The 20,298-nt window shown below is 71.7% G+C and carries 21 protein-coding genes; 11 read left to right on the forward strand and 10 right to left on the reverse strand.

What is annotated here, in order from left to right:
* Positions 1–113: 113 nt before the first annotated feature.
* From egtA to ACLZOT_RS40460, 5 genes are read left to right on the forward strand one after another with little or no spacing between them, the layout of a single operon-like run.
* Positions 114–1,439: an ergothioneine biosynthesis glutamate--cysteine ligase EgtA gene (egtA, locus tag ACLZOT_RS40440; RefSeq protein WP_416974187.1), complete on the forward strand. Its 1,326-nt coding sequence runs from the start codon at positions 114–116 to the stop codon at positions 1,437–1,439.
* Positions 1,436–2,761, forward strand: coding sequence for an ergothioneine biosynthesis protein EgtB (gene egtB, locus ACLZOT_RS40445; protein ID WP_416974188.1), 1,326 nt, complete (start codon positions 1,436–1,438; stop codon positions 2,759–2,761). Before egtA ends, egtB begins: the two co-directional genes overlap by 4 nt.
* Positions 2,761–3,552, forward strand: a complete 792-nt coding sequence (gene egtC / locus ACLZOT_RS40450) for an ergothioneine biosynthesis protein EgtC (RefSeq protein WP_416974189.1) — start codon at positions 2,761–2,763, stop codon at positions 3,550–3,552. Before egtB ends, egtC begins: the two co-directional genes overlap by 1 nt.
* Complete coding sequence (egtD, locus tag ACLZOT_RS40455) at positions 3,549–4,511, forward strand: L-histidine N(alpha)-methyltransferase (protein ID WP_416974190.1); 963 nt, start codon at positions 3,549–3,551, stop codon at positions 4,509–4,511. Before egtC ends, egtD begins: the two co-directional genes overlap by 4 nt.
* 49 nt (positions 4,512–4,560) lie before the next feature.
* Positions 4,561–4,776, forward strand: coding sequence for a dodecin (locus ACLZOT_RS40460; RefSeq protein ID WP_416974191.1), 216 nt, complete (start codon positions 4,561–4,563; stop codon positions 4,774–4,776).
* A 16-nt stretch (positions 4,777–4,792) separates the two neighbouring features.
* Here ACLZOT_RS40460 and ACLZOT_RS40465 read toward each other — a convergent pair whose 3' ends face one another.
* Both ACLZOT_RS40465 and ACLZOT_RS40470 read right to left on the reverse strand, forming a co-directional pair.
* Positions 4,793–6,862 carry a DUF4157 domain-containing protein gene (locus ACLZOT_RS40465; RefSeq protein ID WP_416974192.1) on the reverse strand — a complete coding sequence of 690 codons (2,070 nt, stop codon included), beginning with the start codon at positions 6,860–6,862 and terminating at the stop codon, positions 4,793–4,795.
* Positions 6,863–7,063: 201 nt separating this feature from the next.
* Positions 7,064–7,549, reverse strand: a complete 486-nt coding sequence (locus tag ACLZOT_RS40470; protein ID WP_416974193.1) for a hypothetical protein — start codon at positions 7,547–7,549, stop codon at positions 7,064–7,066.
* Between the two features lie 110 nt (positions 7,550–7,659).
* On the opposite strand from ACLZOT_RS40470, the gene rpmF reads away from it, so the two are divergent.
* Both rpmF and ACLZOT_RS40480 read left to right on the forward strand, forming a co-directional pair.
* Complete coding sequence (gene rpmF, locus ACLZOT_RS40475; protein ID WP_010359363.1) at positions 7,660–7,830, forward strand: 50S ribosomal protein L32; 171 nt, start codon at positions 7,660–7,662, stop codon at positions 7,828–7,830.
* A 2-nt stretch (positions 7,831–7,832) separates the two neighbouring features.
* Positions 7,833–8,990: a GTP-binding protein gene (locus ACLZOT_RS40480; RefSeq protein ID WP_416974194.1), complete on the forward strand. Its 1,158-nt coding sequence runs from the start codon at positions 7,833–7,835 to the stop codon at positions 8,988–8,990.
* Positions 8,991–9,004: 14 nt separating this feature from the next.
* On the opposite strand, the gene ACLZOT_RS40485 is transcribed toward ACLZOT_RS40480, so the two are convergent.
* Positions 9,005–9,616 carry a LysE family translocator gene (locus ACLZOT_RS40485; RefSeq protein ID WP_416974195.1) on the reverse strand — a complete coding sequence of 204 codons (612 nt, stop codon included), beginning with the start codon at positions 9,614–9,616 and terminating at the stop codon, positions 9,005–9,007.
* 81 nt (positions 9,617–9,697) lie between these two features.
* Between ACLZOT_RS40485 and ACLZOT_RS40490 the strand changes: the two genes are divergently transcribed.
* From ACLZOT_RS40490 to ACLZOT_RS40500, 3 genes are read left to right on the forward strand one after another with little or no spacing between them, the layout of a single operon-like run.
* A complete protein-coding gene (locus ACLZOT_RS40490) occupies positions 9,698–10,150 on the forward strand; it encodes an Lrp/AsnC family transcriptional regulator (RefSeq protein WP_416974196.1) in 453 nt (150 codons plus the stop codon).
* Positions 10,151–10,182: 32 nt separating this feature from the next.
* Positions 10,183–11,253 (forward strand): LacI family DNA-binding transcriptional regulator, encoded by a 1,071-nt coding sequence (locus ACLZOT_RS40495; RefSeq protein WP_416974197.1) that lies wholly within the window; start codon positions 10,183–10,185, stop codon positions 11,251–11,253.
* A gap of 7 nt (positions 11,254–11,260) precedes the next feature.
* Entirely contained in the window at positions 11,261–12,262 is a 1,002-nt protein-coding gene (locus ACLZOT_RS40500) for an LLM class flavin-dependent oxidoreductase (protein ID WP_416974198.1), read from the forward strand.
* Here ACLZOT_RS40500 and ACLZOT_RS40505 read toward each other — a convergent pair.
* The 6 genes from ACLZOT_RS40505 to ACLZOT_RS40530 form a co-directional block, all read right to left on the reverse strand.
* Positions 12,226–13,266 carry an NAD-dependent epimerase/dehydratase family protein gene (locus ACLZOT_RS40505; protein WP_416974199.1) on the reverse strand — a complete coding sequence of 347 codons (1,041 nt, stop codon included), beginning with the start codon at positions 13,264–13,266 and terminating at the stop codon, positions 12,226–12,228. The genes ACLZOT_RS40500 and ACLZOT_RS40505 overlap by 37 nt on opposite strands.
* A 4-nt stretch (positions 13,267–13,270) precedes the next feature.
* Positions 13,271–14,032 (reverse strand): lysophospholipid acyltransferase family protein, encoded by a 762-nt coding sequence (locus ACLZOT_RS40510; protein ID WP_416974200.1) that lies wholly within the window; start codon positions 14,030–14,032, stop codon positions 13,271–13,273.
* Positions 14,032–14,805: a GNAT family N-acetyltransferase gene (locus ACLZOT_RS40515; protein ID WP_416974201.1), complete on the reverse strand. Its 774-nt coding sequence runs from the start codon at positions 14,803–14,805 to the stop codon at positions 14,032–14,034. Before ACLZOT_RS40515 ends, ACLZOT_RS40510 begins: the two co-directional genes overlap by 1 nt.
* A gap of 210 nt (positions 14,806–15,015) precedes the next feature.
* Positions 15,016–15,765 carry a succinate dehydrogenase/fumarate reductase iron-sulfur subunit gene (locus tag ACLZOT_RS40520; protein WP_416974202.1) on the reverse strand — a complete coding sequence of 250 codons (750 nt, stop codon included), beginning with the start codon at positions 15,763–15,765 and terminating at the stop codon, positions 15,016–15,018.
* Positions 15,762–17,711, reverse strand: a complete 1,950-nt coding sequence (locus ACLZOT_RS40525) for a fumarate reductase/succinate dehydrogenase flavoprotein subunit (protein WP_416974203.1) — start codon at positions 17,709–17,711, stop codon at positions 15,762–15,764. The genes ACLZOT_RS40520 and ACLZOT_RS40525 overlap by 4 nt, the downstream gene beginning before the upstream one ends.
* Before the next feature lies 1 nt (position 17,712).
* A complete protein-coding gene (locus ACLZOT_RS40530) occupies positions 17,713–18,384 on the reverse strand; it encodes a succinate dehydrogenase (protein WP_416974265.1) in 672 nt (223 codons plus the stop codon).
* Between the two features lie 120 nt (positions 18,385–18,504).
* Here ACLZOT_RS40530 and ACLZOT_RS40535 point away from each other — a divergent pair, with 120 nt between their 5' ends.
* Positions 18,505–19,389: a LysR family transcriptional regulator gene (locus ACLZOT_RS40535; RefSeq protein WP_416974204.1), complete on the forward strand. Its 885-nt coding sequence runs from the start codon at positions 18,505–18,507 to the stop codon at positions 19,387–19,389.
* On the opposite strand, the gene ACLZOT_RS40540 is transcribed toward ACLZOT_RS40535, so the two are convergent.
* The gene (locus ACLZOT_RS40540) at positions 19,365–20,213 is read right to left on the reverse strand and encodes an NAD(P)H-binding protein (protein ID WP_416974205.1); all 849 of its coding nucleotides are present in this window, start codon (positions 20,211–20,213) and stop codon (positions 19,365–19,367) included. The genes ACLZOT_RS40535 and ACLZOT_RS40540 overlap by 25 nt on opposite strands.
* Positions 20,214–20,298 lie beyond the last annotated feature (85 nt).

Raw genomic sequence — 20,298 nt, forward strand, 5'->3', positions numbered from 1 at the left:
CTTCGCCCCCTTGTGGGATCCGCGCCGAGGGTTTTGGGTGGGACGAGTGATCCCCGGCCGGACATCCGTCCGAGCCGGACCGGTGGCATGGTGGAACCTCAGGAGGATCCCGAATGTCCGACTCTGTGAGTGACGGCGGCGACTGTACGAACACCCGTACGGCCGTCACGGAGGCCGAGGTGGAGGCCCTGGTCAGGGGCATCTGCTTCAAGACCGGCCCGCCCCGGACGGTCGGCGTGGAGGTCGAGTGGCTGGTCCACGAGCTGGCCGAACCCCGCCGCCCGGTGGCCCTCGACCGACTGGAGACGGCCTACGAGGCCCTGCGCACGATCCCGCTGGACTCCGCGCTCACCGTGGAACCCGGCGGACAGCTGGAGCTCAGCTCCCGCCCCGCCACCTCCTTGACGGAGTGCGTGGACACGGTCTCGGCGGACCTCACCGCCGTACGCACCGCGCTGGCCCCTCTCGGCCTGGCGCTCGCCGGTATCGGCACCGACCCCTGGCACGGCCCCCGGCGCTATCTGCGCGAGCCGAGGTACGACGCGATGGAGGCGTGCCTCGACCGGACGGGCCCGGCGGGGCGGGCGATGATGTGCACCTCGGCGTCGGTGCAGGTGTGCCTGGACGCCGGGTTCGAGGAGCCGGGTCCTTTGGGGCACGGCCGGCGCTGGTGGCTGGCGCATCACCTGGGCGCCGTCCTGGTCGCCGCGTTCGCGAACTCCCCGCTGCTCGGCGCGGAGCCGACCGGCTGGCGTTCGACGCGGCAGTTGCTGTGGATGGAGATCGGTACGGGCCGCGCGGGCGGCCCCGATCTGGCGCGCGCACCGCGTGAGGCGTGGTCGCGGCTGGTCCTGGACGCGCCGGTGATGTGCGTACGGCGCGACAGCGGGCCGTGGGACGTGCCGGAGGGCCTGACGTTCCGGGAGTGGACGCGCACCGGCGTCCCGACCCGCGCGGACCTCGACTACCACATCTCGACCCTGTTCCCGCCGGTGCGCCCGCGCGGGCACCTGGAGCTGCGGATGATCGACGCGCAGCCCGGCGAGGACGGCTGGATCGTCCCGCTGGCGGTGGCGACGGCCCTGTTCGACGACCCGGAGGCCGCCGAGCGCGCCTACCGCGCGGTGAAGCCGCTGGCGGAACGCACCCAGGGGCTCCCCGCGCCGCACAACCCACTGTGGCTGACGGCGGCCCGCGAGGCCCTCGCCGACCCGGAGCTGCACGACATCGCGCGGGCGTGCTTCGCGGCGGCCCTGGAGGCCCTGCCGCGCCTGGGCGCGACCCCGCAGGTCATCGACGCGGTGACCGCCTACCACGACCGCTACGTCGTCCCGGGCCGCTGCCCGGCGGACGACCTGCTGGACAGCCTGCGCGAAGGCGGCCCGCACGAGAGCGATGCGTACGAAGAGCGTCTGCACGGCGAGGAGATCACCCGATGACCGCACCCACCGAGTCCTCCGCCGACCCCGAGTCCCTGCGGCGGCGGGCGCTGGAGACCCTGACCACGGCCCGCGCCCGCACCACCCTCCTCACCTCCTGCGTCGAGGACCCCGACCTGACCGCCCAGCACTCCCCGCTGATGTCCCCGCTGGTTTGGGACCTCGCGCACATCGGCAACCAGGAGGAGCTGTGGCTCCTGCGCGCGGTGGGCGGCGGCGATCCGATGCGGCCGGAGATCGACAGCCTCTACGACGCGTTCGAGCACCCCCGCTCGGAACGCCCCACGCTGCCGCTGCTGCCGCCCGCCGAGGCACGGGCGTACGCGGCCGAAGTCCGGGGCAGAGTCCTGGACCTGCTGGAGAAGACGGACTTCCACGGCACGCGGCTGACGGAGGCCGGGTTCGCCTTCGGGATGATCGCGCAGCACGAACAGCAGCACGACGAAACCATGTTGATCACCCATCAGCTCCGCAAGGGCCCCCAGGTCCTCACCGCCCCGGACCCCGGCCCGGCCACCGCGTTCACCGGTCCGGCCGAAGTCCTCATCCCCGGCGGCGAGTTCACGATGGGCACGGACTCCGAACCGTGGGCGCTGGACAACGAACGCCCCGCGCACCGCCGCGAGGTGGCCGCCTTCCACCTCGACACCACGCCCGTCACCAACGGCGCCTACCTCCGCTTCATCGAGGACGGCGGCTACGACGAGCCCCGCTGGTGGCACCCGGCCGGCTGGACGCATATCCGCCAACACGCCATCCGCGCACCCCAGTTCTGGCAGAACGACGGCGGCCAGTGGCTGCGCCGCCGCTTCGGCGTCACGGAGGTGGTCCCGCCGGACGAGCCTGTCGTGCACGTCTGCTGGTACGAGGCCGACGCGTACGCCCGCTGGGCCGGACGCCGGCTGCCGACGGAGGCGGAGTGGGAGAAGGCCGCCCGCCACGACCCGGCGACCGGCACGTCCCGCCGCTACCCCTGGGGCGACGCGACCCCCTCCCCCGAGCACGCCAACCTCGGCCAGCGCCACCTGCGCCCGGCCCCCGCCGGAAGCTACCCGGCGGGCGAATCCCCGCACGGCGTACGGCAGTTGATCGGCGACGTCTGGGAGTGGACGGCGAGCGACTTCCTGCCCTACCCCGGGTTCCGGGCGTTCCCGTACAAGGAGTACTCCGAGGTGTTCTACGGGCCCGAGCACAAAATCCTGCGCGGCGGTTCCTTCGCCGTGGACGAGGTCGCCTGCCGGGGCACGTTCCGCAACTGGGACTACCCGATCCGCCGCCAGATCTTCTCCGGCTTCCGTACGGCCCGCTCGGAGGCGGTCTGATGTGCCGTCACCTCGCCTACGTGGGCGACCCGTTGCCGCTGGGGCAGCTCCTGTCCGCCCCCGCGCACAGCCTGGTACACCAGTCCTGGGCACCCGAGCACCAGCGCTCCGGGACGGTCAACGCCGATGGCTTCGGGGTCGGTTGGTACGCGGACGACGACCCCGTCCCCGCCCGCTACCGCCGCACCGGCCCGATCTGGGCCGACCTCACCTTCCCCGACCTCGCCCGCGTGATCCACACCCGCACCCTCCTCGCCGCCGTCCGCGACGCGACCCTCCCGGGCGCCGACGGAGAAGCGGCGGCGGCGCCCTTCGCCTCGGGCAGGTGGCTGTTCAGCCACAACGGGGCGGTGAAGAACTGGCCGCACAGCATGGCCCCCCTGGCGGCGACCCTTCCAGCAGCGGACCTGCTGTCCCTGGAGGCCCGCACGGACTCGGCGTTCGTGTGGGCACTGGTGCTGGCGCGGCTCACGCGGACGAGAGCGGGTGCGGGGGCCGGGTCGCTCGGTGACGCGCTGGCCGGCGCCGTCATCGAGATCGCCGAAGCCGCCCCCTCCTCCCGTCTCAACCTCCTCGTCACGGACGGCACGTCGATCGCGGCGACCGCCTGGGGCGACAGCCTCTGGTATCTCCTCGACCCCGGCCGCGGCGCGGTCGTCGCGTCCGAGCCCTACGACACCGACCCCGCCTGGCAGGAGGTCCCCGACGCCACCCTCCTCACCGCGACCCGCACCGAGGTCCTGCTCACCCCGATCAAGGACCTCTCCGCACCGAAGGAGCCCCGTCCGTGAGCCCGTTCCGTCTCACCCGCACCCTGCCCGAGGGTGCCACCGACGCGGCCCTGCGCGCCGATGTCCTGCGCGGACTGACCGCGAACCCCAAGTGGCTCCCGCCGAAGTGGTTCTACGACGCGCGCGGCAGCGAACTCTTCGACCGGATCACGGAGTTGCCCGAGTACTACCCGACCCGTGCGGAACGCGAGATCCTCCTGACCCGGGCCCCCGAGATCGCCGGGGCGTCGGGTGCCCGCACGCTGGTCGAGCTGGGCTCGGGCTCCTCCGACAAGACCCGGCACCTGCTGGCGGAGCTCGGGGCCCTGGACACGTACGTCCCGGTGGACGTCAGCGAGAGCGCCCTCACCCAGGCCGGGGAGGCTCTCCTCGCGGAGCATCCCGGTCTGACCATCCACGCGCTGATCTCGGACTTCACCACGGGCCTGCGGCTCCCGGACACCCCCGGCCCGAGGCTCCTCGCGTTCCTGGGCGGCACGATCGGCAACCTCGTCCCCGCGGAGCGCACCGCGTTCCTCGCGGCCGTCCGCGCGCTCCTCACCCCCGGTGACACGTTTCTCCTCGGTACGGACCTGGTCAAGGACGAAACGACGCTGGTCCGGGCGTACGACGACTCCGCCGGGGTGACCGCCGCGTTCAACAAGAACGTCCTCAGCGTCGTCAACCGGGAACTCGGCGCCGACTTCCACCCGGACGCGTTCGACCACGTCGCCCTCTGGGACGCGGGCCACGAGTGGATCGAGATGCGGCTGCGCTCCCGGACCGCCCAGACGGTCAAGGTCCCGGCGCTCGACCTGGCCGTGGACTTCGCGGCGGGCGAGGAACTGCGTACGGAGGTCTCCGCGAAGTTCCGGGCCGAGGGCATCAAGGCGGAACTGGCCGCCGCCGGGCTCGACCTCACGCACTGGTGGACCGACGCGGCGGGCCGCTTCGCCCTCTCCCTGTCCACCGCCCGCTGACCGCCGCCCACGCCTCGCGCCGACGGTCGGCGTGAGGCACGGTGGACGTATGTCGAACCACACATACCGGGTAACCGAGATCGTCGGCACCTCCCCCGAGAGCGTGGACCAGGCCGTCCGCAACGGCATCGCCCGCGCCTCCCAGACCCTGCGCAACCTCGACTGGTTCGAGGTCACGCAGGTCAGGGGGCAGGTCGAGAACGGGGAGGTGGCGCACTGGCAGGTGGGGCTGAAGGTCGGGTTCCGGCTGGAGGAGGAGGGCTGAACCCGGCCGGGGGCCGTCACTTCTTCTTGTACTGCGGGGACTTCCCCTCGTTGAGACGCTGGACCAGGTCGAAGGCGGCGACAGCGATGGGCTGAAGCTCCGCGGTGGGCACGCGCTGCCTCATCCGGCGCAACTCGGCGACCAGGGCGACCGTCTCCTTACCCGTCTTGCCCACCTTGTCGTCCACCACGCCCAGCGCGCCGAGGGAGCCGTGGATGAACTTCCAGTCGTCCCTGCGGGCATCGCCGACCTGGTTCTTCTCCTCTTCGGTCAGGTGCTTGAAGTTGCGCAGCAGATCCTTGCCGACCGGTATGCCCTTCAGCCATTCGGCGCGGGTCAACGGAATCTGCCTCTTCTCGCGGTGGCCGGCGTCCCCGTGCTCGACGGGCTCGTTGTACAGGAACTCGCTCCCGTCCTGCGGGAGTCCGACCGCTTCGAGAGCGAACGCGGCGAATCTGCTCGGGTCGTCACGGAAATACATCCGCAGCCCGAGGGGCAGCAGCGTGAAGTTGTGGGAGAAGGAGGTGCGGGACATCAGACCGCCCGCGATCGACTTCGAGTTCGGATTGACCCCCAGGGCGGAGCCGTACGAGAGATAGCTGCCGACCAGGGTGATCAGACCGACCAACCCGTCCGTCGGCTCGTCCCGGACGGCCTCCGGGGGAAGTGCCCCGGCCAGTTCCTCGGCTTTTTGGCGGATGGTGTCGATCGGGGTGACGGGGTCCCGGTGCAGGTCCTTCTTGGCGTCCTTGCGCTGTTCGTGGGCCGAGCGTCCTAGGAGCCCGGGAGCCTTGTCCGGCACTTCGAGGTACTCCACCAGCCGGGGCAGCTCGCTCAGCTTGAACCCGCCGGTCATCTGCGGTTCGTAGAGGAGCGGAGTCCCCTCCGGGAACACCGTCATCCCGGCAAGAGCCGTGAAACTGCCGCGATCGATCTCGCCGAGCGGGAAGGACTCCCGGCCCTTCCGCTGGTCCAGGGCGGTCGACAGGGCGGTGATCTCCCCCATCACCTGGAGGAGCTGAGCCTTCGTGGAGAGCGGATCGGTCACCCACTCCAGAGCCGCGCCGCCCGTCGGGCTGGCGTCCGAGGTGAGCCGGTAGTCGGTGCCGCTGCCGAGGGTGCCCATCTTGGGGATGTCACGGCCCCGGAGAGGGGGCTCCGAGATCTGGTTGTTGTGGAGCAGTGAGGGAACGAAGCTGTCCGCCTGCCTCTTGTACCCGTCGGGGTTCTCCCGCCTGGCTCGCTCGATCCGCGCACGGCCCTCGTCGGTGAGCTGGAACTGCTGAGGGCCGTCCCCGGGCAGAGGCGTGAGCCATTTGGCGAACAGGTCCGGCCCCGACGGGTCCTGTTCGGCCGGGTCCCGAAGTTCGCTGGTCTGCTTCCGGTCGGCCATCCTCCCCAGGATCCTCGCGTCGATGACGGCGTCCCGCTCCGCGACCGCGGTCCGGTGGTTCTGCTCGTCCTGGTCCGTCAGGTCGTTGTGGTCCCGCACCCGCCACCGCGACTCGAACTCGAACCCCACCCGCCGCTGCACCGCCTCCTCGTCCCCGTGCTCCTCCCCATCGGCCTCACACCGCTGGACGCTCTGGCCCCGGGCCACCCGCGCCCCCACGTCGGACGCCTCCCGCTCCCACTTCCCGTCCGGATCACTGAGCCCGCCCGGTGCTCCGCGCTGCGTGGTGTGGTGGATCTCGTGGGCCATCGTCTCGGTGTCCCGCAGCACGCTCGCGTTCTGGACGACGATGTTGTTGCCGACGGTGTACGCCTTGGCATCAATACTCGCGGCGGCCCCCTCGTCCACGGAGACCCGGACGTGCCCGAGGCTGGTCCCGAACGCGCTCTCCATGGACGCCCGCATCCCGCCCGGCAACGGCCGGCCCCCGCGTGAGGCGGTCCGCGCGGCCTCGCGTACGGCGTCGGCGCCGCCGTCCGGTACGGCGCGCTCGCGGGCGATCATGCGGGAGACGGCCGCGTTCCCGATGACGCCCTGGAGGGCACCCGGCGAGCCCGCCGCCGGGGACACGCGGTCGGGGCCGCGCGACTCGGTCTGTTCGCGGGACCGTCGGTGCTCGGTGGTGCGGCGCATGCAGGATCCGTTCGGACGAGGGCTCTTGCCCCGCCACTGTGCCCCGGGGGACCACCGCGCGGGAAGGGCGGGAAGGGCAGTCCCGAGGTCAGTCCGGTCTGCCCTCGCGGCCATCGGGACGCCGGTCGGGTACGTCAACTCCCCTGGCGCGGTCGTTCCGAAGGCGGCCGGTGAACGCCCCCTCCCCTCCCCCGGTCCCGATCACGTCCGCCCCTCCCCCTCCTGTGCCTCCCGCAGCGCCTCCGACGGCGCCGTCCACCGGGCCAGCACCACCCGGAACCCGGCCTTCTCCGCGTCCGCGCACACCAGTTCGTCGTCGTCGACCAGGACGCGGACCTCGCCGCGCCGGGCGAGTCTGCGCAGCACCTCCAGCTTGGTCTGCCGTGCCGGGCGCCGGTCGTCGTTGCGGCGCATGAAGACGCGGCCCTCGGGCAGCCCGTGGTGTTCGAGCCACGCGAGGGTGTCGCGCCGGCACCGCTCGGGCCGTCCGGTGAGGTAGACGACCTCGCACTCCTCGGCGCTGGACACGGCGAGCGCGACCCCTTCGGGGATCGGCGGATCCTCGGGGGCGGCGGCGAAGAACCCGGCCCAGTCGCGGCGGGCGCCCTGGAGGAACCGTTGGCGGTGGGCCGTGTCGGCGAGGGTGTTGTCGAGGTCGAAGACGGCGAGGGGTCGGCTGTCGGTCACGGGATCAACAGTAGGAGGCACCACTGACAACGACCCTCACCCCAATTGTTAATGGGAACCATTTTCAGCTAACCTCCTCGGCAACAGCACCCCGCCTCAAGGAGCCCCCCATGGCCGTCCCCAAGCGCAAGATGTCCCGCAGCAACACCCGCCACCGCCGCGCCCAGTGGAAGGCGACCGTCCCCGCCCTGGTCCCCGTCACGATCGACGGCGTCCAGCACCTCGTACCCCAGAACCTCGTCAAGGCGTACGAGCGCGGCCTCCTGCACCCCGAAGGCTGACCGTGACGCGACACGACCGCCTCCCGGTGACCGTTCTCTCCGGGTTCCTCGGCGCGGGAAAGACCACCCTCCTCAACCACGTCCTGAACAACCGCGACGGCCTCAGGGTCGCGGTGATCGTGAACGACATGAGCGAGGTGAACATCGACGCGGCTCTGGTCAGGGGCGGCGATGCGGCTCTCTCGCGCACGGAGGAACGCCTCGTCGAGATGACGAACGGCTGCATCTGCTGCACCCTGCGGGACGACCTCCTGGAAGAAGTGGACCGCCTCGCGCGGGAGGGCCGTTTCGATCACCTTCTGATCGAATCCAGCGGCATTTCGGAACCCCTCCCGGTCGCCGCGACCTTCGCGTTCGCGCGGGACGACGGCGCCACCCTCGGCGACGTGGCCCGCCTCGACACGATGGTCACGGTCGTCGACGCGGCGAACTTCCTCACCGAACTGGACACCGGCGACGAGCTCGCCGAGCGGGGCCTCGCCCCCTTCGAGGACGACGAGCGCACGGTCAGCGACCTGCTCGTGGACCAGGTCGAGTTCGCGGACGTCATCGTGCTGAACAAGCTGGACCTGGTCGACGCCCCCACGGCCGACCACCTCCACGCGACGCTCACCCGCCTCAACCCGACGGCCCGGATCGTCACGGCGACGCGGAGCCGCGTACCGCTCCGCGAGGTCCTGGACACGGGCCGCTTCGATCTGGAGCGGGCCCAGCAGGCGCCGGGCTGGGTACGGGAGCTGAACGGCGACCACGTCCCGGAGACGGAGGAGTACGGCATCTCGTCGACCGTGTTCCGCTCCGGACTCCCCTTCCACCCGGGCCGGTTGTGGACGTTCGTCACCGCGCACCTGGACAGTGGGTGCTACGGCAAGATCCTGCGCTCGAAGGGCTTCTTCACCCTCTCCACCCGCCCCCATGTCACGGGCCTGTGGTCACAGGCGGGGTCGGTCGCCCGCTTCGAGCCCTCGGCGGCCCGCGACGAGGAGGCTCCGTACGCGCAGGAACTGGTCTTCATCGGCACGAAGTTGAAGGCCGAGGAACTCCAACAGGCCCTGTCCGCCTGCCTTCTGGCACCGGGTGAGACCGTCGACGACGACCCGTTCCCCCTGTGGGCGACCCAGGGTATCGACGACGCCTGCGAGCACGAGCACGCGGCCTGACGGAGAAGGCGGCTTCAGGAAAGCTGCTCCACCAGCAGCACCCCGCCGATCACCACCATCAGCACGCCCGAGATCCGCGTCACCACGCGCGCCGCCGCCGGCCGTGTCCGCAGCACGGCCCCGGCGAACAGCCCCACGCCGAGGTAGACGACCGCGCACGCCGTCGTGTGCAGCACCCCGAACAGCCCGGTCTGCGCGGCGACCGGCCACCCCGAGCCCGCGTCGATGAACTGCGGGAACAGCGAGAAGTACAGCAGCAGCGCCTTGGGGTTGAGCCCGCTGATCCCGGCCCCCTTGAGGAGGATCCGCCCGGGCGAGTCGGCGACCGTCTCCGAGGCGCCCACGACGGCGGGCCGGGACAGCACACCCCACCCGAGCCACATCAGGTACCCGGCCCCGGCGACGGTCAACCCGGTCAGCAGAGCCGTCGAACTCGCGACGACCACGACGAGCCCGGCGACCGCGAGCACCGTATAGCCGACGTACCCCGTGACCAGCCCGGCGACGGCGGGCACCAGCGCGCGTTCGCGCAGCCCGGCGGAGATGGCGTACGCCCAGTCCGCGCCCGGCGTGAACACGAGCAGCAGGTCGACCGCGAGGAAGGCGGCGACCGTCGATATATCCATGCGGGGAAGATTAGGAACGAAAGGCCCGAACATGTTCCCGTCTTTTCCGCGCCAGTGGCCATTCAGGGGGAGAATCTCCCCGTGGATGCCATAGACCGGAAGATTCTTACCGAGCTCCAGCTCGACGGCCGTCTGACGATCACCGAACTCGCCGCGCGGGTGCGGCTCAGCGTCTCGCCCTGTCACCGCCGTCTGCGCGACCTGGAGCGCTCGGGGGCGATCCGGGGCTACCGCGCGGTCGTGGAGCCGTCGGCGGTCGGCCTCGCCTTCGAGGCGCTGGTCTTCGTCACGATGCGGCTGGAGGACCGGGACACGGTCGCCGACTTCGAGTCGGCCCTCGCCGCCGTCCCGCAGGTCGTCCAGGCGCAGCGCCTCTTCGGCGACCCCGACTACCTGCTGCGCGTGGTGACCGCCGACCTGGCCGCCTACCAGCGCCTCTACGACGAACGCCTGGCGACCCTGCCGGGCGTCCAGCGGCTCAACTCGACGCTCGTCATGAAGCACGTCGTCGACGACCGCCCGCTCCCCGGGTGACCCGGCGCGGGCGTCTAGTAACGTCAGCGCCCGTGACCAGGGAAAAGCAACGGCCCAGCACGATCCGGGACGTCGCCGCGCGGGCGGGCGTGTCGGTGGCGACCGTGTCCCGGACCCTCGCGGGCGACTACCCGGTGTCCCAGGACACGCGGCGCCGGGTGATGGCCGCCGTCGACGCGCTGCACTACGTCGTGAACGTGCACGCCAAGGCCCTGTCCGGGCAGGTCGCGGGCCCGATCGCGCTGGTGGTGAAGGACATCACCGGCCCCTCGCTGGCGCATGTCGCCGCCGGGGTCGAGCAGGAGGCCGCCGACCGGGGGCGGCTCAGCCTGGTGTGCGCGACGCGCGACGACCCGGCCCGCGAGGACGCGCTCGTGCAGCTCGCCCGCCAGCAGCACGCGGCGGCGGTCCTGCTGGTCGGGGGCGCGTTCCTGGACGAGGCGTACCGGCGCCGTACGGCCGGGTACGCGCGGGCGCTGGACGCGGCCGGGTCGCGGCTCGTGCTGGTCGGCCGGCCGCCGCTGGCGCCGGGGATCCCGGCGTCGGTCGTCGAGTACGACAACCGCGCGGGCGCCTTCCAGGCCGCCTCGCACCTGCTGATCGCCGGGCACCGCCGCATCCTGTTCCTGGGCGGGGAGCGCCGTTTCAGTACGGCGGAGCAGCGCCGGGCGGGTTTCGAGGAGGCGCTGCGCGGGCACGGCGTCACGCCGGACGCCGAGCTGGACGTACCGGGCCCCTTCTCCCGCGCCTCCGGCTACCTCCGCACTCGGGACGCGCTGCGCGCGGGCGTCCGCTTCACGGCCGTCTTCGCGGGCACGGACATGGTCGCGATCGGCGCCCTCGGCGCGCTGAAGGAGGCGGGGCTGCGGGTCCCGGAGGACGTCTCGGTGATCGGTTTCGACGACGTCCCGGTGGCCGCCGACCTCACGCCGGGTCTGACGACCGTGCGGGTGCCGTACGAGGAACTGGGGCGTACGGCGGTGCGGCTGGCGCTGCGGGAGGCGCACGAGCGGGGGCGGGACGACCATGTCGTGCTCGGGACGCAGCTCGTCGTCCGCCGGTCTGTCGCCCCACCAGGAATCTCCCGCGCCGCACAGCGTTGAACCCTGTGTGACCTCGACTCTGGCAGCAACGCGTTTCTCCGTCCTCGACCGCTCCCGCACCCGCGAGGGCCACTCCCCCGCCGAGGCGCTGCGGGACACAGTCGCGCTGGCGCGGGACGTGGAGGCGCTGGGGTATCACCGGTTCTGGGTGTCGGAGCACCACGGGGTGCCCGGGGTCGCGGGTTCCGCGCCGACCGTGCTGGCGGCGGCCGTCGCGGGGGCGACGCGGACGATCCGGGTGGGGACGGGCGGGGTGATGCTGCCGAACCACCGGCCGCTGGTGGTCGCCGAGCAGTTCGGGGTGCTGGAGTCGCTGTATCCGGGGCGGATCGACATGGGGCTCGGCCGGTCGGTGGGGTTCACGGACGGGGTCCGCAAGGCGCTGGGGCACGGCAAGGACGACGCCGAGGACTTCGCCGCGCAGATCGAGGAGCTGCTCGGCTGGTTCGCGGGCACCTCCCCGACCGGTGTCCACGCCCGCCCCGCCGAGGGCCTGAGCGTGCCGCCGTTCGTGCTGGCCATGGGCGAGGGCGCCGGCATCGCCGCGCGCGCCGGCCTCCCGATGGTCATCGGCGACCTGCGCAGCCGCGACAGGATGCTGGCGGGCATCGACCGCTACCGCGCGGCGTTCCGCCCCTCCCGCTGGGCCGCCGAGCCGTACGTCGTCATCTCGGGCACGGTCGCCGTCGCCGCCACCCCCGAGGCCGCCCACCGGATCCTGGTCCCGGAAGCCTGGTCGTCGGCGTACTCCCGCACGCACGGCGCCTTCCCGCCCCTCCCGCCCGCCGAGGACGCCGAGCGCCGCGAGATGACCGCCAGACAGCGAGGCTTCTACACCGACGCCCTGGCCGGCCACCTCGCCGGCACCGAGGAACAGGTCGCCGAGGGCCTGAAGCGGCTGGTCAAGGAGACGGGGGCGCAGGAGGTGCTGGTGACGACGAGTACGTACGACCGTGCGGCGCTCCTCGACTCCTACCGGCGGCTCGCGGACGTCATCCACGACCGGTAGTGGTCCACGAGCGTCTCCTCGATCGGCCGGTACCTGATGCCCAACTCCTCGGTGCTGCGCCGGTTGTCGACGGTGAACCGGATGCCGAGGTGCTTGCGGATGTAGTCCTGGGTGAGCCCGAAGGCGGGCCCGAGGATGCGAACGGGCCAGTGCGGCAAGGCGGTTCGCGGCAGCCGCCAGCTTTTGTGGTGCCGTCGGATGAGCGTCGCCATCTGGTGGAACGACGTCATCTCCTTCTCGGCGAGGATGTACCGGCCGTGCGCGTCGGGGTTCTCGGCGGCGGCGATGTGCGCGAGGGCGACATCGCGGACGTCGACCGTGGTGAAGCTGAAGTCCGGTGCGCCGTAACAGAAATACCCCTTGAACAGCTCGTCGAGCAGGAAGAGGCTGCCGGAGTCGGAGGCCGGGGTGAGGGAGGGGCCGAGGATCAGACCGGGGTTGACGGCGACCATGGACCAGCGGTCCTGGGCGCCGTACGCGTCCCAAGCGGCCTGTTCGGCGACGGTCTTGGCGTAGTGGTAGGGGTTGTTGGCCACCGTGCTGCTGGAGTTGACGTACTTCTCGCTCAACTCACCGTTCATGTCGGTGAGTACGTCGGAGTAGTCGCCGAAGATCGCGCCGACCGTGGACGTGAGGACGAGCCTGCGGACGCTCTCCGTGCGCTCAACCGCCCCCAGGACATTGCGTGTTCCGGTGAGCGCGGGGGCGACCATGTCCCGCCGGCCGTCCTTGATCTTCTCCGGCATCAGGAAGGGCGAGGCGACATGGAAGACGACGGAGCAGCCCCGCGCCGCCTCGTCGAAGGAGCCCTCTTTCAGGAGGTCGGCCTCGAACAGCCGTAGCGCGCCCGGGTGTTGCTCACCGAGTGCCGTGAGCGGGGCGACCTTCGCGGTGGCCGTGAGGCTGCGGACGGTGGCGTGCACCCGGTAGCCCCGCTCCAGCAACTCCCGTACCAGATGGGCGGCGACGAAACCGCTGCCGCCCGTGACAAGGACCGTATCCACGCGCTCATGATCCCACTTCGGCCGCCCTCGCAAGAGACCTGCGGTCGGGATATTCAGCGGGGTCCACGACCGGCAGCACCTCGACCTCGGCGACCAGGCGGCGCGCGGTGACGACCCGCCACACGGACGTGAGGAGGGAGTCGTCGCCGACGAAGGCGGGCGCGGTGGTGTCGTGGCCGTCGGCCGTCCGGTAGCGGATCCGTACCGGCTGTACGGGCGTCCCCGCGTCCAGTGCGGCCTGGAACACCGCGCGCCGGAACCGGCCGTGCTCGCGCCCGCACCAGGTGGAGCCCTCGGGGAAGACGGCGACGGCCTGTCCGCCGCGCAGCGCGTCCGCGATGTGCGCGACCGTGCCCGGCAGTGCGCGCAGCCGGTCCCGGTCGATGAACAGCGCGGCCCGCGCGGCGATCGGCCCCGCCACCGGCCACTGCCGGATCTCCCGCTTCGCGAGCATCTTCGCGGGCCGCACGGCCGCGAGGAGCGGCACGTCCAGCCACGAGATGTGGTTCGCGACGACCAGCAGCCCGCCCTCGGGCGGCGCGGCCCCCGTGATCCGCACCCGCACCCCCGAGGCCCGTACGACGCCGCGCGCCCAGCCCCGCACCAGCGCGCCCGGCAGCCACCGGACGACGAAGGAGCCCGCGATCCCGGCGAGGATCAGGCCCACCACGGCGAGCAGCCTCGGCGCACCCCGCACGTGCGCGCAGCGCCCCGTCTCGACGCACGTCCTCGGGGTGCAGGGCGCGCTGGGCAGCCAGACGCTCATCAGGACGGGACGAGGGAGAGGAAGTGGCGCAGGTAGCGGGCGTTGACCTTGCGCATCGACAGCAGCACGTACAGGTCGGCGACCCCGAAGTCCGGGTCGTGCGCGGGCTCCCCGCAGACCCAGGCGCCCAGCCGCAGGTAGCCGCGCAGCAGGGCGGGCAGTTCGGTGCGCTCGGGGGTGGCGGCGGCCTCCTTCGGCACCCACGGCAGCAGGGGGCGGACCCGGAACTCCTCCGGGGCGAGGTTCTTCGCCCGCACCCGGTCCCAGGTCGCGGCGGCCAGCTTGCCGCCGTCGGCGAGGGGTACGGAGCAGCAGCCGGCCAGCCACTCGTGGCCCCGGTCCACCATGTAGCGGGCGATGCCGGCCCAGATCAGCGAGATCACGGCGCCGTCGCGGTGCTCGGGGTGCACGCAGGAGCGGCCGACCTCGACGAGGTTCGGACGGATCGGGTCGAGCGGCGAGAGGTCGAACTCGCCCTCGGAGTACAGGCGTCCGGCGACGGCCGCGCGCTCCGGGGGCAGCAGGCGGTACGTCCCGACGACCTGTCCGGTCCCGGTGTCCCGCACCAGCAGGTGGTCGCAGTACGCGTCGAAGGCGTCGGCGTCGAGCCCCGCCTCCGCCCCTCCGAGCAGGGCTCCCATCTCCCCCGCGAACACCTCGTACCGCAGCCGCTGCGCGGCCCGTACATCCTCCTCACTACGCGCCAGGCTCACGGCATAGCGCATCGGCGCCACTTGCTGCTGGGGACGGTCGAGCGTGGAAACGCCGGTCATGACTCTCTCCCGACTTCACAGGCGAACGGCGACGAGCGGTGCCGCCGAGGACTGTTCTTCCGACGCCGGTTGGCGTGTACGTGACCAACTCCGGGAGTGGGGATGTGAGGTTGTTTAACGCCGGGCGCCGGTCGGTGGAAAGCCAGACGGGACCGGGGATGAGCACCACTCCCGGTCCCGCCCGTCCGCCTCTTCCCGGCGAACGTCTCCTTACCTCTTGGCGGACTTCCGTGTCGCCCGCAGCCACTCCCGGTTCATCGCGGTGATGGACACCAGGGGGATGCCCTTGGGGCAGGCTGTCGCGCATTCGCCGGTCAGGGTGCAGCCGCCGAAGCCCTCGTCGTCCATCTGGGTGACCATGTCGAGGACGCGGGTCTCGCGTTCGGGGGCGCCCTGCGGGAGGACGTTGAGGTGGTTGACCTTGGCCGAGGTGAACAGCATCGCCGCGCCGTTGGGGCAGGCGGCGACGCAGGCCCCGCAGCCGATGCACTCGGCGTGTTCAAAGGCGAACTCGGCGTCGGGTTTCGGAACCGGGGTCGCGTGGGCCTCGGGGGCCGCGCCCGTGGGGGCCGTGATGTAGCCGCCCGCCTGGATGATGCGGTCGAAGGCGGAGCGGTCGACGACGAGGTCCTTGATCACGGGGAACGCGGAGGCCCGCCAGGGTTCGACGTCGATCGTGTCGCCGTCGGCGAAAGACCGCATGTGGAGCTGGCAGGTCGTGGTGCGTTCGGGCCCGTGCGCGTCGCCGTTGATGACGAGCGAGCAGGCGCCGCAGATGCCCTCGCGGCAGTCGTGGTCGAAGGCGACGGGCTCCTCGCCGCGCAGGATGAGGTCCTCGTTGAGCGTGTCGAGCATCTCCAGGAAGGACATGTCGGGGGAGATCTCGTCGACCTCGTAGGTGGACATGGCACCGTCGGTCTTCGGACCGCGCTGGCGCCAGACGCGCAGGGTGAGCCTCATGCGTAGCTCCGCTGGGTGGGGTGGACGTACTCGAAGACGAGGTCTTCCTTGTGGAGGGTGGGCGCCTCGCCGGTGCCGGTGAACTCCCAGGCCGCCGCGTAGGCGAACTCCTCGTCGTGGCGGGCGGCTTCACCGTCGGGTGTCTGGGACTCCTCGCGGAAGTGCCCGCCGCAGGACTCGGCGCGGTGCAGTGCGTCGAGGCACATCAGCTCGGCGAGTTCGAGGTAGTCGACGATCCGGTTGGCCTTCTCCAGCGACTGGTTGAACTCCTCACCGGTGCCGGGGACCTTGATGCGCCGCCAGAACTCCTCGCGGATCTGGGGGATGCGCTCCAGGGCCTTGCGCAGCCCGGCGTCGCTGCGGGCCATCCCGCAGAACTCCCACATGAGTTCGCCGAGTTCGCGGTGGAACGAGTCGGGCGTGCGGTCCCCGTCGACGGACAGCAGCAGGTTGAGCCGGTCCTCGGTCTCCGCCAACACCTCCTGGACGACGGGGTGTTCAGCCGTCACCTCGCTCTGGCGCGGGTTGCGCGCGAGGTAGTCGTTGATGGTGGCCGGCAGCACGAAGTACCCGTCGGCGAGCCCCTGCATCAGCGCGGACGCGCCGAGCCGGTTCGCCCCGTGGTCGGAGAAGTTGGCCTCGCCGATCGCGAACAGGCCGGGGACGGTGGTCTGGAGGTCGTAGTCGACCCACAGTCCGCCCATCGTGTAGTGGACGGCCGGGTAGATCCGCATCGGCACCTCGTACGGATCCTCGTCGGTGATCCGCTGGTACATGTCGAAGAGGTTCCCGTACTTCGCCTCAACTGCCTTGCGTCCCATGCGTTTCACGGCGTCGGCGAAGTCGAGGTACACCCCCTGCCCGCCGGGCCCGACGCCGCGCCCCTCGTCGCACACGTTCTTCGCGGCGCGGGAGGCGATGTCGCGGGGGACGAGGTTGCCGAAGGAGGGGTAGATCCGCTCCAGGTAATAGTCGCGTTCGTCCTCGGGGATCCGGTGTGCGGGCCGCGTGTCGCCCTTGGCCTTCGGGACCCAGATCCGCCCGTCGTTGCGCAACGACTCGCTCATCAGGGTCAGTTTGGACTGGTGGTCGCCGGTGCGCGGGATGCAGGTGGGGTGGATCTGTGTGAAGCAGGGGTTGGCGAAGTAGGCGCCGCGCCGGTGGGCCCGCCACACGGCGGTCGCGTTGGAGTTCATCGCGTTGGTCGACAGGTAGAAGACGTTCCCGTACCCGCCGCTGGCGAGGACGACGGCGTCGGCGAAGTACGTCTCGACGCGCCCGGTGATGAGGTCCCGGGCGACGATCCCGCGCGCTTTCCCGTCGATGACGATCAGGTCGAGCATCTCGGTGCGGGGGTGCATCTCGACGTTCCCGGCGGCGATCTGCCGGGACAGCGCCTGGTAGGCGCCGAGCAGGAGTTGCTGCCCGGTCTGGCCGCGCGCGTAGAAGGTGCGGGAGACCTGGACGCCGCCGAAGGACCGGGTGTCGAGGAGTCCGCCGTACTCGCGGGCGAACGGCACGCCCTGGGCCACGCACTGGTCGATGATCTCGACCGAGATCTGGGCGAGGCGGTGGACGTTGGACTCGCGGGCCCTGAAGTCGCCGCCCTTGACGGTGTCGTAGAAGAGGCGGTGGACGGAGTCGCCGTCGTTGCGGTAGTTCTTCGCGGCGTTGATGCCGCCCTGCGCGGCGATGGAGTGGGCGCGGCGCGGGGAGTCCTGGTAGCAGAACTGGACGACGTGGTAGCCCTGTTCGGCGAGGGTCGCGCCCGCCGAGCCCCCGGCGAGTCCGGTGCCGACGACGATCACCGTGTGTCTGCGGCGGTTGGCGGGGTTGACGAGCTTCGCCTCGAAGCGGCGGGTGTCCCAGCGCTCCGCGATCGGGCCGGCGGGGGCCGTGGTGTCGGCCAGCGGCGAGCCGGTCGCGTAGTTCGGGTAGTCGGTCATGTCAGCTCACCACTCCGGTCATGACGCCCACGGGGACGGCGATGAAACCGGCCGTGAGCAGCAGTGCGAGAACGTTTGCCGTGGTCTTGAGGGCGCGGTCGCGGGTGCGGCTCCCGGCGCCGAGGGTCTGGGCGGCGGCCCAGAAGCCGTGCCGGACGTGCAGGCCGAGGGCGAGCATCGCGGTGATGTAGATGACGTTGCCGTACCAGGTGGAGAAGGTGTCGACGACGTTCTGGTACGGCCTGCCCTCCTGGAAGCCGCCGCTGTGGACGGTGCCGGTCGTCAGGTCGAGGATGTGCCAGACGATGAACAGGCCGAGGATGATCCCGCCCCAGCGCATGGTCCGGGTCGCGTAGCTCGCCCGGCGCCTGGTGTGCACGTACTTGCTGGGCCGTGCCTTGAGGTCGCGGCGGCTGAGCTGGTAGGCGGAGACCGCGTGGGCGACCACGGCGGCCACCAGCACGACGCGGATGAGCCAGAGCGCCCACTCGTAGTGCAGGAACGGCTCGCCGATCGTGCGCAGCCAGTGGGCGTAGTGGTTGAACTCGCCGGCGCCGAAGAAGATCTTCAGGTTGCCGAGCATGTGGACGACGAGGTAGCCGAGCATGATCAGGCCGCTGACGGCCATCACGGTCTTCTTGCCGACGGAGGAGTCCCACACGGTGCGCGCCATCGACGGCCGTCGGTCCGTCCGCGTTGCCAGAGCCATGACTCAGAACGCTAGGCGGGAACCGGCCCATCGGTCCAAGACATGGTCCAGCTTGATTCCATAGCCGCAGCCTATGGTGTCATCATGCAGTTCCAGCAGCTTCAGTACTTCGTCGCCGTCGCGGAGACCCGCCACTTCACCCGGGCCGCCGAGATCGTCCATGTCGCGCAGCCTTCGCTGTCGCAACAGATCAAGGCGCTGGAACGGGAGCTGGGCGCGGACCTCTTCCTGCGGGCGCGGGGGAACATCACCCTCACGGACGCCGGCGAGGCGCTCCTCCCGCTGGCCCGCCGGATCCTCGCGGACGCGGAGACCGCGCGGTACGAGGTCCAGGAACTCGTGCAGTTGAGGGGCGGCCGGGTCAGGCTGGGGGCGACGCCGAGCCTGTGCACGGGGCTGCTGCCGGACGTGCTGCGGGCCTTCCACGACCGGTATCCCGGGGTGCGGCTCCTCATCGAGGAGGGCGGTTCGCACGATCTCATCCGCGAACTCGCCCGGGGTGCCCTCGACCTCGCGCTCGTCGTCCTGCCCCTGCCCGCGCCCGCCCCCGCGCTGACGACCGTCGAGCTGCTGCGGGAGGACCTGGTCGTGGTGTCGTCCCTCGACGCGCCCCGCCCGGGCGGCGGGAAGCGGACCGTCCGGGTCGCCGACCTCGCCGGGGAGCGGCTCGTGATGTTCCGGCACGGCTACGACCTGCGGGAACTCACCGTCGCCGCCTGCCATTCCGCCGGGTTCGAGCCGGGGTTCGCGGTCGAGGGCGGCGAGATGGACGCGGTCCTCGGGTTCGTGCGCGCCGGGCTCGGCGTCGCCGTCGTACCGCGCATGGTCGCGGCCCGGTCCGGGCACGGGCTGCGGGTGACGCCGCTCGCCCGGCCGGGGCTGCACCGGACGATCGCGCTCGCCCATCGGAGTGACGTGGCTCCCCCGAGGGCGGCGCGGGAGCTTCAGCGGATGCTGCTGGAGAGGTGAGCGGCGGCCCACTCGCGCAGGCTGGTGGGGGCGGTACCGGGCGCCGAACTCCCGTAGAAACCCTGCTCGTTGAGGGCCCGGTACATCTCGATCAGCCCCTGCGCCCAGCCGTCGGCCACCCCGGCCCGCCGCAGCCCCTCGGCCTGCTGCTCCAACGTCAGCTGCTCGTACCGGACCGCCCCGAGCACCCCGGCCATCCCCTCCGGGGTCAGCGCGTCCGGGCCGACGACCGGGACGTCCTCCTGCCCCGACCACGCCTCGTCGAGCAGCAGCCGCGCGGAGGTCTCGGCGACGTCCGCGACCGCGCAGGTCCGCAGCACCTCGCCGCTCTCCGCCGTCAGCCGCAGCACCCCGGTGTCCCGGATCGCGTCGGCCTGCCACAGCAGGTTCTCCATCAGGAACGGCGGGCATACGGCGCGATGTGCGACGCCGGTCGCGCGGATCGCGTCGTCCATGGCGAGGGTCGCGGAGATGAGCCCGGCGTCCCGGGCGATGCCACGGCCGAGGGTGGAGACGGTGACGACCCGGCGTATCCCCTGGAGGGCCTCTGTGAGGGGGGTGGTGAACGCATCGAAGTGGGCCTGGTAGGTGTCGGTGGACGGGGTCGGGGGGACCAGCCAGAACACCTGGTCGGCTCCGGTGAGCGCCTTGTCGAGGACGTCCGGGTCGGCGTGCGAGCCGGGGACGACGTCCACCGCGTCGCGGACCTCCGGGGCGAGGCGGGCGGGGTCGCGGGCGATGACGCGGAGGTCGGCGCCGGTCTTCAGCAGGGCGGCGAGGGCGAGGTGGCCGATCTGGCCGGTCGGGGTGGTGAGGACGATCACGGAACGCTCCTGGGAAAGGGTCTCTGCGGGATGCCCCGAGCCTCTCCCGGCCGCCCCGGGAACTGAAGTTCCGCTCGGGACAGGC

It is taken from the genome of Streptomyces sp. 4F14 (genome assembly GCF_048159485.1).
GTDB lineage: Bacteria > Actinomycetota > Actinomycetes > Streptomycetales > Streptomycetaceae > Streptomyces.

Bases quoted from the DNA above. Each gene is read 5' to 3' on its own strand.
- egtA (WP_416974187.1), top strand. From the start codon at position 114: ATGTCCGACTCTGTGAGTGACGGCGGCGACTGTACGAACACCCGTACG.
- egtB (WP_416974188.1), top strand. From the start codon at position 1,436: ATGACCGCACCCACCGAGTCCTCCGCCGACCCCGAGTCCCTGCGGCGG.
- egtC (WP_416974189.1), top strand. From the start codon at position 2,761: ATGTGCCGTCACCTCGCCTACGTGGGCGACCCGTTGCCGCTGGGGCAG.
- ACLZOT_RS40460 (WP_416974191.1), top strand. From the start codon at position 4,561: ATGTCGAACCACACATACCGGGTAACCGAGATCGTCGGCACCTCCCCC.
- ACLZOT_RS40465 (WP_416974192.1), bottom strand. From the start codon at position 6,862: ATGCGCCGCACCACCGAGCACCGACGGTCCCGCGAACAGACCGAGTCG.
- rpmF (WP_010359363.1), top strand. From the start codon at position 7,660: ATGGCCGTCCCCAAGCGCAAGATGTCCCGCAGCAACACCCGCCACCGC.
- ACLZOT_RS40485 (WP_416974195.1), bottom strand. From the start codon at position 9,616: ATGGATATATCGACGGTCGCCGCCTTCCTCGCGGTCGACCTGCTGCTC.
- ACLZOT_RS40510 (WP_416974200.1), bottom strand. From the start codon at position 14,032: ATGAGCGTCTGGCTGCCCAGCGCGCCCTGCACCCCGAGGACGTGCGTC.
- ACLZOT_RS40515 (WP_416974201.1), bottom strand. From the start codon at position 14,805: ATGACCGGCGTTTCCACGCTCGACCGTCCCCAGCAGCAAGTGGCGCCG.
- ACLZOT_RS40520 (WP_416974202.1), bottom strand. From the start codon at position 15,765: ATGAGGCTCACCCTGCGCGTCTGGCGCCAGCGCGGTCCGAAGACCGAC.
- ACLZOT_RS40525 (WP_416974203.1), bottom strand. From the start codon at position 17,711: ATGACCGACTACCCGAACTACGCGACCGGCTCGCCGCTGGCCGACACC.
- ACLZOT_RS40530 (WP_416974265.1), bottom strand. From the start codon at position 18,384: ATGGCGCGCACCGTGTGGGACTCCTCCGTCGGCAAGAAGACCGTGATG.
- ACLZOT_RS40535 (WP_416974204.1), top strand. From the start codon at position 18,505: ATGCAGTTCCAGCAGCTTCAGTACTTCGTCGCCGTCGCGGAGACCCGC.